The 11758-nt window shown below is 58.8% G+C and carries 6 protein-coding genes; 4 read left to right on the top strand and 2 right to left on the bottom strand.

Going from position 1 to position 11758, the window contains the following annotated elements; genetic code table 11:
- Window positions 1–14: 14 nt before the first annotated feature.
- Both secB and ACR0L9_RS17875 read right to left on the bottom strand, forming a co-directional pair.
- Window positions 15–518, bottom strand: coding sequence for a protein-export chaperone SecB (gene secB / locus ACR0L9_RS17880; protein ID WP_170399455.1), 504 nt, complete (start codon window positions 516–518; stop codon window positions 15–17).
- A gap of 54 nt (window positions 519–572) precedes the next feature.
- Window positions 573–1073 (bottom strand): FxsA family protein, encoded by a 501-nt coding sequence (locus ACR0L9_RS17875; protein ID WP_170399458.1) that lies wholly within the window; start codon window positions 1071–1073, stop codon window positions 573–575.
- Between the two features lie 108 nt (window positions 1074–1181).
- Here ACR0L9_RS17875 and ACR0L9_RS17870 point away from each other — a divergent pair, with 108 nt between their 5' ends.
- The 4 genes from ACR0L9_RS17870 to ACR0L9_RS17855 all read left to right on the top strand — a co-directional run bounded on the left by ACR0L9_RS17870 (window position 1182) and on the right by ACR0L9_RS17855 (window position 11732).
- On the top strand, window positions 1182–1841 hold the full coding sequence (locus tag ACR0L9_RS17870) for a Tim44/TimA family putative adaptor protein (protein ID WP_170399461.1): 660 nt from the start codon (window positions 1182–1184) through the stop codon (window positions 1839–1841).
- The gene (gene mltA / locus ACR0L9_RS17865) at window positions 1838–2878 is read left to right on the top strand and encodes a murein transglycosylase A (RefSeq protein ID WP_480896322.1); all 1041 of its coding nucleotides are present in this window, start codon (window positions 1838–1840) and stop codon (window positions 2876–2878) included. Before ACR0L9_RS17870 ends, mltA begins: the two co-directional genes overlap by 4 nt.
- Window positions 2878–3465: a Smr/MutS family protein gene (locus ACR0L9_RS17860; protein ID WP_480896321.1), complete on the top strand. Its 588-nt coding sequence runs from the start codon at window positions 2878–2880 to the stop codon at window positions 3463–3465. Before mltA ends, ACR0L9_RS17860 begins: the two co-directional genes overlap by 1 nt.
- A gap of 299 nt (window positions 3466–3764) precedes the next feature.
- A complete protein-coding gene (locus tag ACR0L9_RS17855; protein ID WP_480896320.1) occupies window positions 3765–11732 on the top strand; it encodes a SpvB/TcaC N-terminal domain-containing protein in 7968 nt (2655 codons plus the stop codon).
- The last annotated feature ends 26 nt before the right edge of the window (window positions 11733–11758 follow it).

The following is an 11758-nucleotide window of genomic DNA, read 5'->3' as shown; positions in this document are numbered from 1 at the left end:
CGCGGACCAAAACCTTAGGCGTCGGTTTTTTGCTCTTGTGCGGCCGCCTGACGGCGCGCCAGTTCGTTGCGATAGAGCGCCACGAAATCAATGTTATCCAGGTTGACCGGCGGGTAGCCACCGTCGCGTGTGATGTCGCTGACGATGCGGCGCAGGAACGGGAACAGCATGCGCGGGCATTCGATCATCAGGAACGGATGCATTTGATCTTCGGGCACGCCTTCCACGTGGAACAGGCCGCAATAGTCGATTTCGCACAGGAACAGGACGTCTTCCAGGCCCTTGGCCTTGGATGTCAGTTTTAGCTTGATCGAGACTTCATACTGGTGCTCGGTCGTGCGTTTCTTTGCGTCCAGATTGACCTGAACTGAAATCTCGGGCTGTACGTCGCCTGAGACGCCTTTTTGCGCCATGACGTTTTCAAAGGACATGTCGCGAATGAACTGTCCCAGAACGCGCATCTGGATCTGAGGGGCTGCCTGTGCGGCGGTGTTTTCTGCAGGGCTTTCGTCAGCCATGAAACTTCTCCGGAATTGAAATTCGGCACTGCTTAGCAATTTGGGCCGGATAGCTCAATGCTGGTGCGGGCCTTCCACCCACTTCGACGGCTTTCCGGAGTTCTGGCGAGGGCGAACCTCGGTGAATTCGCCATCTATCACATCGTCCTGATCAAACGGGTTTGGCCCCGACCTGAATTGTGCGCCGGTGCCCATTTGAAAATGCGTGATGGTCGCCTTAGACTTGAGATAGCGGAACACTGCGACCCGGATGCCGGGAACAAGCAGAGCAAAACCAATGGCATCGGTGAAAAACCCTGGTGTCAGCAGCAAAACACCAGACAGCAAGATCATCGCCCCATGGGCCAGCGGTTCGGTTGGGTCGTCCAATTCGGCAAAGGATCGCTGCAAATTCGCCAGCGCCATGCGACCTTGTGTCCGCACCAGAACCGTGCCCAGAACGGCGGTCAGAACCACGATTGCAAGCGTCGGCCAAAGCCCGATCAGACCGCCAACCTGTATAAACAAGGCGATCTCGATGATCGGAACCAATAAAAAAGCCAAGAACAAGTACATTTGCGGTATCCTTTAGCATGGTCCGGGCTGTGGACTTGGCCCCGACTGTCACCTACATAGTGGCAGAGGGCAGCGTATACAAAGCCCGGGTTCTGAAAAGAGGACGAAATGAACTCACCCCTGATCCAGCTTCTGGTGCTGGCCGGAATTGCTATTTTCCTGATCCTGCGCTTGAAAAGCGTGTTGGGTACACGCGAAGGTTTTGAGAAACCGCCCCTTCAGCAACAGCCTGATACCAATGGCGCGCGCCGTGATTTCGAAGTGATTGAAGGCGGGCCAGATCACGACATCACCGACCATGTGGCCGAAGACAGTGAACAGGCGCAAACATTGGCCGCAATGAAGCGGGTCGAACCCAGTTTTTCTGTCAGCGAATTTGTTCAGGGCGCGCGCGGCGCCTATGAGATGATCGTTATGGGTTTTGAAAAGGGCAATCTGGACGAAATTCAGCCATTCCTGTCAGAAGAAGTATTCGACAGTTTTGTATCAGTTGTTGCGGATCGCGAAGACAAAGGTCTGACCATCGAAGCCGAATTCATCGGGGTGCGTGAAACCACTCTGGTCGATGCGACCTTCGATAAGGATACCAATCAGGCTGAGATCACCATGCGCTTTATCGGTGAGCTGACGTCAGTCGTGCGCGATCGCGGCGGGGATATTGTCGAAGGCAACCCGAACACCGTCAAACGCCAAAAGGACAGCTGGACCTTTGCCCGTGTCATGGGCGCGGACGATCCGAACTGGCTGCTTGTTGCCACGGACGCATGATTGCAGCGCTCCGGTCGCTATTTCTGGGGGTCGTCATGACCACTGCCAGCGCCGCCGGAGCCGAGGCGACGCGATCCATCCTGTCATTCGATGACCTCGATGGCTGGGCCGCCGACGATCACGGGGCGGCCCTTTCGGTTTTTTTGAACACCTGCGGTGATCTGGACGATCCTGATTGGCAGGCGCTGTGTGGCGTGGCTCAGAGTTATGAACCTGGCGCGGCGCGGGCTTTTTTCGAGCTGTTCTTTCGTCCTGTTCTGGTCGAAGACGGCGATGACGCCCTGTTCACCGGATATTTTGAACCTGAACTGGATGGGTCGAAAACCCCAACTGATAAATACCGCTATCCACTCTACCGGATGCCGCCCGAGGCGCGAGAGGCGGGCAAGTGGCTCAGTCGCCGTGACCTGCTGACCGGTGACGCCCTGACAGGTCGGGGCCTTGAGATAGCGTGGGTCGATGACCCTGTTGAGTTGTTCTTTCTGCAAATTCAAGGCTCGGGCCGGATACGTCTGCCCGATGGCGGTGCATTGCGGGTTGGATATGGCGGTGCGAATGGGCATCCCTATCGCTCGATCGGCGCGGAACTGGTCCGACGGGGTGCGCTGGGCGCGCACCAGGTCAGCGCGCAGATGATCCGGACCTGGGTACGCAAAAACCCTGAAGCCGGGGCTGAGCTGTTACTACACAACCCTTCGTATGTTTTCTTCCGTGAAGTGACGCGTGTCGCGCCCGAGTTCGGACCGTTAGGCGCCATGAACCGCTCAGTGACCACGATGCGCAGTATCGCGGCAGATCCGGCTTATACACCTTTGGGCGCGCCAGTTTGGGTAGAAAAGGATGGCAAAAACCCGCTGCGCCGATTGATGATCGCACAAGACACCGGATCGGCGATCAAGGGTGCGCAACGTGCCGACATTTTCATGGGCACAGGGGATGATGCCGGGCAGGCCGCCGGTCGCTTGAAGGATCCCGGCCGTATGGTTGTGCTGTTGCCGATCCAGAGGGCCTACGCCCTGTTACCGGATGAGTTCTGATGACCCGGCGCAAACTAACTGCGGATGAGATCGATTTGTGGCGCAAGGTCGCCAAACAGGCTGAGCGTTTGCACCCCGAACTGCCTCAGACTGTGCACCCCACTACCTTGCCCAAGCCCAAACCGACCAAAACGCCCAAGGCGCGGATAGAAGCCTTTGAACTGGGTCAGACTGCGCCAACCAAACCGCCACGGAATAACCTGAAGCCATCGATCACCGAAGGTCTACGGACAAATCCGGTGCAGATGGACACCAAGTCTTTTGGTCGCATGAAACGCGGCAAGCTCAAGCCCGAAGGCAAGCTGGACCTGCACGGGATGCGCATGAGCGCAGCCCATCCCGCATTGGTTCGGTTCGTCCTGACCGCACAGGCACAGGGCAAACGGCTGGTGCTTGTCATAACCGGCAAGGGCAAGGACCGGGACGAACCGGGACCCATTCCAACGCCGCGTGGGGTCTTGCGCAATCAGGTGCCCCACTGGTTATCTATTCCACCACTTGCACAAGCGGTGCTGCAGGTAACACCCGCACATATCAGCCATGGCGGTGATGGCGCCTATTACGTCTACCTCAGGCGCGTCCGTTAGTCGGATCGCTGATTCTAGCTGGCCCACATGAACCGGATTCGCACGCGTACCCTGCCCTTACCCCTACTGGTTTATTGTTTCTGCAGGTCCCGCAACCCCGGTGATAAACTGCCGGCGCAATGAAACTTCGTAGCCTTGTCCAAGGCTTGCGAGCTTGTGCTTAACAACACAACCAGAACGGTATGGCAGACAATCGCCGATCCCATCTGATTGCATTGACCCAGCGGTTTCCGATTGCTTACCCTACGTAAAGCACCCCTGTGGCGCTGATATTTTTATGACGAATTTATGGTGGCCGAATGTTAGGCTCCACTGCCATTTCCCGACCTCAAAGGTCGGAAGCATCCGCCATTTCAGGTGACAATGGCGCCAACAAAGATGTGCTGTCGCTTAATCTGCCGAAAGGCGGTGGCGCGATTTCTGGTATTGGTGAAAAGATCACCTCGAATCCGGTGACCGGGTCTGCGTCCTTGACGATTCCGGTTCCTGTGAGCCCCGGGCGTGGTGGTTTCACACCAGAGTTGCAACTGAGCTATGAGGCTGGCACCAGCAGCGGCATTTTCGGCTTTGGATGGTCGCTTTCGCTGCCCGAGATCACGCGCAAAACGGAAAAGGGCCTGCCCCAATACGACGATGCCGCCAGATCGGATGTCTTCCTGATTTCTGGGTCTGAAGATCTGGTGCCGCTGCTCGATTCTCAGGGGGCACAATGGGAAGATCGCGCGCGGTTTCCAGGTGTGACCATCCACAGGTTCCGCCCACGGATCGAAAGCACTTTTGCCCGCATTGAGCGGTGGACAGACGAGGCGTCGGGTATCGCGCATTGGCGTGTCACGTCGCGCGAAAACGTCACTTCGATCTATGGCGCGTCAGGCCTATCAAGGGTGGCAGACCCGGACGACCCCGCCCGTGTATTTCGCTGGTTGTTGTCCGAGACCTTTGACGACAAAGGCAACGCCATCCGATACGAGCATGTCGCCGAAGACGCAGTTGGCATCGATCAGGCGCAGGCGCACGAAGCCAATCGGTTCCGCACAGCCGAGCGGTATCTGAAACGCATCCGCTACGGCAATCGAGTCTCTCGTTTGGTTGATCCGGATGTGAATGCAGGTGGATGGCTGTTCACGGTCGTATTCGATTATGGCGAAGACCACCTGTTGCCAATCGCACCTGATCCCAACGTGGCGGCGGATGCTCAGCATGAGCTTGTCCATGCATCCGCTGATCCCGGCCGAAATTGGCAAGTGCGCCCGGACCCCACATCAAGCTACCGCGCGGGCTTTGAGGTTCGGCGCTATCGTCGCTGCCATCGAATTCTGACATTTCACGATATCCCCGACCTGCCGACGGGCGAACCGGGCTATCGCGGTCTCGTGAAGGCAACTGAGTTTTCCTATGACGATTTCACCCCTCCCGGTGCTGACACTGATGACGAGCGTCAGCACCCCGGCAGTACGCGCTATGGCTCATTCCTCATGGCGGTCGCGCAGTCGGGCTTCGCTCCGGACGATACTGTTGCACCGCGCGATGTGAACGGAGCCACGTTCCTTGCCTATCGGCGTCAGGCGATTCCACCGGTGGAATTCACCTATAGCCGGGCCGAGGTGAACGATATTGTGCACAGCCTTGACCGCGGGCAGACCGAAGGTGCTCCGGCCGGACTTACCGATCCGGCAAACTGGGTTGATTTGGACGGTGACGGTGTTGGTGGAATACTGACCTCGACCCCGGGTGCCTGGCACTACACTCGCAACCTTGGGCCAATGAACGGCACGGCGCGCTTTGCGGCCCCCGTGCTGGTTGCCGAGCGGCCTGCATTTGCTGAGTCAGGCCAATGGATGGACCTTGCAGGGGACGGTCGCCCGGATCTGGTGGTAATGGACCGGACCACTCCGGGGTTCCATGAGCGCGACGCGCAATCCGGCTGGTCCGACTTCCGCGCGTTTGAATATTGGCCACATGTAGATGCGTCCAATGACAGCATGAAGATGGTTGACCTGACAGGCGATGGCCTTGCAGACATTCTTCTGACCGAGGACACCGCTTTTGTCTGGTACCCCTCCGAAGGCGAGGCCGGGTTTGGCCCCGCGCGCAGGCAAGCGCAGCCATGGAACGACACTGACGGACCCCGACTTGTGTTTTCCGATCCGGAGGCTGCAATATTTCTGGCGGATATGTCCGGCGACGGATTGTCTGATCTGGTTCGTATCCGCTGTGGTGAAGTCTCCTATTGGCCCAATTGCGGATATGGGCGTTTCGGCACCAAAGTGGCGATGGACGACGCGCCACAATTTGATCGCCCCGAAATGTTCGACCGCAGCCGCCTGCGCCTGACGGATATCGACGGCTCGGGCACCACCGACATTGTCTATCTGGGTGCAGAAGGTATCGACCTCTATTTCAACATGTCTGGCAACCGGCTCGCACCGCGTCGACGCCTAGGGAATGTGCCGCCGCTTGATACCGAAACTTCGGTTGATCTGCTCGATCTATTTGGAACGGGCACCGCCTGTCTTGTGTGGTCCTCTACTTTGTCCCGCGACGCAGGTCAGCCACTGCGTTACGTCGATCTGATGGGCGGACAAAAACCGCATCTTATGACCCGATATGTCAACAATTTCGGTGGCGAGACCGAATTGCGCTATGCCTCGTCGTCGCGGTTTTACCTGCAAGACCTTTATGAAGGACGCCCTTGGGCCACGCGCCTGCCGTTCCCGGTGCAGGTGGTTGATCGCATCGTCACACATGATCGTGTGGCGCAAACCCGGTTCGTATCTCGCTTTGCCTTTCACCATGGCCATTTCGACGGGGTCGAGCGAGAGTTTCGCGGGTTTGGCATGGTCGAACAATGGGACACCGAGGAATTCGCAGCGCTCTCGTCAGATGCGCTGGGGCCACTGGCATCAAACGAAGACCCGGCGTCTCATGTTCCGCCCGTACTGACCAGAACATGGTTTCATACCGGCGTGTATCTCGACCAAGGTAGTCTGCCCGATGTCTTGGCTGGTCTGCTTGATGGGCAGGATCGTGGGGAATACTGGCGCGCACCCGCTTGGCGTGACGACGATGTTGAAGCGCGGCGGCGGCTTTTGCCCGACACGGTGTTGCCACCCGGATTGACAACCGGAGAAACCCGCGAGGCTGCGCGCGCGCTTCGCGGCACAGTGCTGCGACGTGAGACCTACGCACTCGATGGCAGGGCGGAGCCCGGCTATCCCAACGGTCACCCCTATCAGGTGGTCGAGCAAACGCAGACTGTGCATCTGCTGCAGTCCCGTGGACCCAACCGTCATGCCGTGTTTCTGACCCATGCCCGGGAAAGTCTAACCGCGCATTATGAGCGGATCCCCGATGACCCACGCCTTCAGCATCAGGTCATACTGGAGGTTGACCCGTTTGGGACTGAACTGCGCCGCGTCGATGTCATGTATGGCCGGCAAACACCTGATCCGACGCTGACGCCTGAAGATCAGGTGCGTCAGGCGCAGTTATATGCGGTATTCCACACGCGGCGCGTCACGGACCTGATCGCGACAGATCAAACCTACCGCGCCCCGGTGTCATGTGAAGAACAAAGCTTTGAGCTTACCGGCTTAAGCCCAGCGCCGGGTACGCGTTTGTCCTTTGATGAGATCGAGACAGAGGCGAACGCTGCAGCCGATCTTGCTTATGAAGCGACCTCAACCGCGGGTCAGGTGCAGCGTCGTCTGATCGAACACCGCCGTCAGTACTTCAGGGATGATACGCTGACCGGCCCACTGCCGCTTGGCCAGATGGGCAGTTTGGGGCTTCTCCATCAAAGCTTCCAACTGGCCTTCACGCCGGGTCTTGTCACGCAGGTTTATGGAGGCCGCGTTGGTGCGGCCGAGATGGCGCAGGCGGGATACACCGAGATTGACGGCGACGGCCAGTGGTGGCGCCCATCGGACCGTCAGCTTTTGTCGCCCTCAAGCGGTGATACGCCCGCGCAAGAGCTGGCATTTGCACGACAGCATTTCTTTCGACCACATCGCCTGCGGGACCCGTTCCATCAGCCTGCGACACATACGGAAACAACAGCCCGCTATGACGCTTTCGACCTGCTGATCGAGGAAACGCAGGACGCATTGGGCAATCGCATGTCGGCAGGGGTACGCTCGACCGGTCCAGCTGGCGCAATCACCGAACGCCGACAGGATTATCGCGTTTTGCAAGCCTCGGTATTGACCGATGAGAACAGTAATCGCAGCGAGGTGGTCTTTGACGCCTATGGCCGCGTGACCGGCATGGCCCGAATGGGCAAGGTCGATGGGCCCGACGAAGGTGACAGGCTGGATGGCTTTGATCCGACACTGGTGCCTGCAGCGCGCACCCAAGTGCTGAACGATCCGCGTGGAACTGAAGCTCTGGCAGCACTTGGGCGCGCAACAATGCGTTATGTTTATGATCCCTGGGCCTATTATCACTCTCGTGGGGATCCTGCCCCATCACCCGTCATCGGTCTTTCCCTGCATCGAGAGGTTCACGACAGCGATCTTTTGCCGGGTCAAGCCACCCCGTTCCTGGCCGAACTTACCTTTACAGATGGGATGGGGCAGGAAATTCAACGCAAGATTCAGGCCGAAGACGGTCCGGTCCCAACGCGTGATGGCTCGGGGAGCATTCTGCTGGGACCTGATGGTCGGCCGGTTATGTCCGCATCGCAGTCGCCACGCTGGGTCGGTACCGGCTGGCAAGTGCGCAACAACAAAGGCAATATTGTTCGACAGTTCGAACCGTTCTTCACAGATCGCCCGACCTATGAGTCCGACATCCGCATCGGTGTAAGCCCAATTTTCTTCTACGACGCATTGGGCAGAGAGATCGGGATTTTGAATCCCGATCATACATGGAGCAAACACCGGTTTTCTGTTTGGGACCAGACGACATGGGACCCGGGCGATACTGTACTGATTTCGGATCCCGCCCAAGACCCCGATCTTGGCGACCATTTCCGCAGGTTGCCGCAGGCTGTCTATTTACCCACTTGGCACGCGCTGCGTACTGATCCGGCGCAAGCGCAGGCGTTGGCTACCCGTTTCCCCGATCCCGAAGACCGGCAGCGCGCCACTGAGGCTGCATCGAAATCGGCGCTTTATGATAACACACCGATGCGGGCTTTGGCGGATACCCGTGGTGCGCTGATCGCGCGCCTAACTCCGAACCGCACGCTCTACAGCAACGCGGCCCCGGGCACCCTACCGACCGAGACACTCCACCGCGTTGCGACCGAAATCGATATCGAAGGCAATACGCGCCGAACCTGGGATGAGCTTGGGCGCGAGGTTCAGCGTACCGCTTTCGACATGCTCAGCACCGCCATTCGGACCGACAGTATGGAGGGCGGTACCCGTTGGCGGCTAACGGATGTAAGTGGCGAAACGGCGTTTACGTGGGATGCGCGCGACCACCGGCTGCGCCACGAATTCGATGTATTGCGCCGACCCATCGCCACTCATCTAAGCATCAATGCGGGTCCTGAGCTGCGGATCGATGAAACGATCTACGGAGAATCGCTGCCGACGCCCGAAGCCCTGAACCATCGCAAACGCATTGCGATCAGCCGCGACCAATCCGGCACGATGGAAATTCTGGCCCATGATTTCAAAGGCAACCCAATCCGCAGCCAGCGGCAACTGGCGCAGGAGTTTCGCACCACGCTCGATTGGGCCGCACCCGTGGCGACTGAGCCCGAGATTTTCGCAGGGCAAACCCGCTTTGACGCGCTGGACCGTCCGGTCCAACTGGTGCCGCTGCAACCGCAAGGGCCGGGCGCGCGCATCCAGGTTGTGCAGTACCGCTATAACCCGTCCTCGCGGCTTGATCGGGTGGACACCTGGCACGCACGACCCGCGGCACCTGACACTTTATTGGATCCCGCCACTGCGGATCATGCCGTGGTCACAGGCATTGCATACAACCCTTGGGGCGACCGCGAACGCATCACCTATGGCAACGCGGTTGAAACAGAAATCCTACATGATCCGTTGACCCGTCTCACCGAACGCATCATCACCCGGCGCGATGCAATCGGATTTGGCTCGGACTGTCCGACACCGCCAGTTGCAGGCTGGCCAGGATGCCACTTGCAGGCGCAGCACATGATCTACGATGTGTCTGGCCACGTGACCCACATCCGCGACAGCGCGCAACAGCAGATCTTTTTCCGCAATCGCCGTGTCGATGCCTCTAACGACTATACGTTTGATGCCCTGCATCGTTTGATCGAGGCGACGGGCCGCGAACATCTGGGCCAGCAAGGCGGCGCACCCGGCGCCCACAGCTATAATGACGCCGCGCGAACCCGGCTGCCACACCGCAGTGATGGTTTCGCCCTTGGCCGTTATCTTGAGCGTTTTCACTATGACATTGCGGGCAACTTGATTGAGATGCGCCACCGGGGCTCTGATCCCGTGGCGCCCGGTTGGACGCGGACCTACACCTATGGCGAGGACAGCGATCTGGCCGCGGGGGTATCCTCGAACCGCTTAAGTCAAACATCGGTCGGTGCCTTGAATGATATCATCAGTCAGGGCGGCGATGGCTATGACGCGATGGGTAACATGTTGCGGCTTTCCCACCTCGATCAGATTGAATGGGATCACGACAACCAGCTGCGTATGTGTCGCCGTCAGGCAGTTGGACCGGGTGATACGGACGGCCTTGCCCATCAGGGGGACCGCACATTCTTTGTTTACGCATCTGACGGGACCCGCATCCGAAAAGTGACAGAAACCGCTGCAGGAGCCATCCGTCGCGAGACGATCTCGCTGGGCGGGCTCGACATTATCCGCGAACCGGGTGCAAACCCGCGGACCCGAGAGACCCTGCATGTGGGTGACGAAGCTGGCCGTATTGCATTGGTTGAGACGACGATCGCCGGTGGTGCGGTCAGCCGCGTCATTCGTTATCAGCACAGTAACCATGTGGGCAGTGTGGGGATCGAACTGGACGAGAACGGCAATGTTCTGTCTTACGAGGAATACAGCCCCTTTGGCAGTACCACCTATCAAGGCGTTGCCACCGCTGGCCTAGGTCCGAAACGTTTTCGATATACCGCGATGGAGCGGGATGCCGAAACCGGGCTTAACCATCATGGTGCCCGCTATGCCGCCCCTTGGCTCGGCCGATGGATCAGCGCCGATCCCATCGGAATTGAAGGCGGGCTGAACCTTTATGCCTATGCCTATAACAACCCGGTAACGCTCAACGATCCCGAGGGCACTGCGCCGCCCACTGTGCCCAACGGAGGCCTTGAAGTTGCATCGTTGCAGAAGGGTCTTGAGACGCTTGATGCGCTGGCGACTCAGGTCAGGAACACCGAAGGCAGCGTGCAGGAGTTCGCCCTTATCAAAGAGAACAACACGTTCAAGATATTGAAGGGCACGGCCACCAAGCCCGAGGTCTCGATTCCAAAGGGAACGACGGCTATCGCACACACGCACCCGCCCACTGCCATGGTTTCCTTTGCAGACGTCAACACCACCCATGCCCAGGGTGTGAAGGTCGCCGGAGTCCGGTCTCACCTGGTGGCGCATGGCAACGGCAATTGGACGCTGATCGAGATCCCGAAACAGGGAAACGGAATGTTGACCTCATTCGACACCAATACCGGCATGATAAAGGGCACCGTGCAAGTCTACCGCCCGGGCGCTGCGCCTGACACTGCGTCGATGGTGCAAAAAGTCGACACCATGAACATGGTGAACAAGCAAGGCAAAATCACCTCAATCTCCAAGCTCGCCAAAGCAATGCGGGGTAGCAAGGCAGTGTCGCAGACCCTGTCCGGGGGCCGCGCCATCCTAGGGGTCATGGGCCGTGGGCTCATGGTGATCGGTATGGCGGCCAGCGGCATTCAGGTTGGCACAGGGATCACTCAAATCGCCGAAGGCGAGACCGGCGTTGGCACTGCAAATGTGGTCGAGGGCACGGCCTCGGGCACTCTCAACGTGGTCTCGGTGTCGGGCAAGCTCGTCACGGGTGGTGGTGCTGGATCGGTCCTTGCCGCCGGGCTCGCAGCTTTCGGCTCAATTGCACTGGCCGGAACCGAAGCTCGCTCCGCAATCAAAGGCGAAAAAACCGCCGCACGCGAAGCGGCCGATTTTTGGGTGGACGAAATCGATGCAGGCCATCGTCAGGGCGGCGTTGGCGGCTTCTTCCGACGGTCCGCTGGTTACCTTGGCCTGGGCGCGGCAGGCACGATGTCGATCCTGCAAGGCCAGGGCATCAAAGGCCATTTGAAATGGTGAACGCAGTTGTCAGAAAGGGTACCTCC

The organism is Ruegeria sp. I3, from assembly GCF_056532525.1.
The sequence above is the reverse complement of the archived record's forward strand: the minus strand, read 5'-3'. Positions and strand labels throughout refer to the sequence as shown.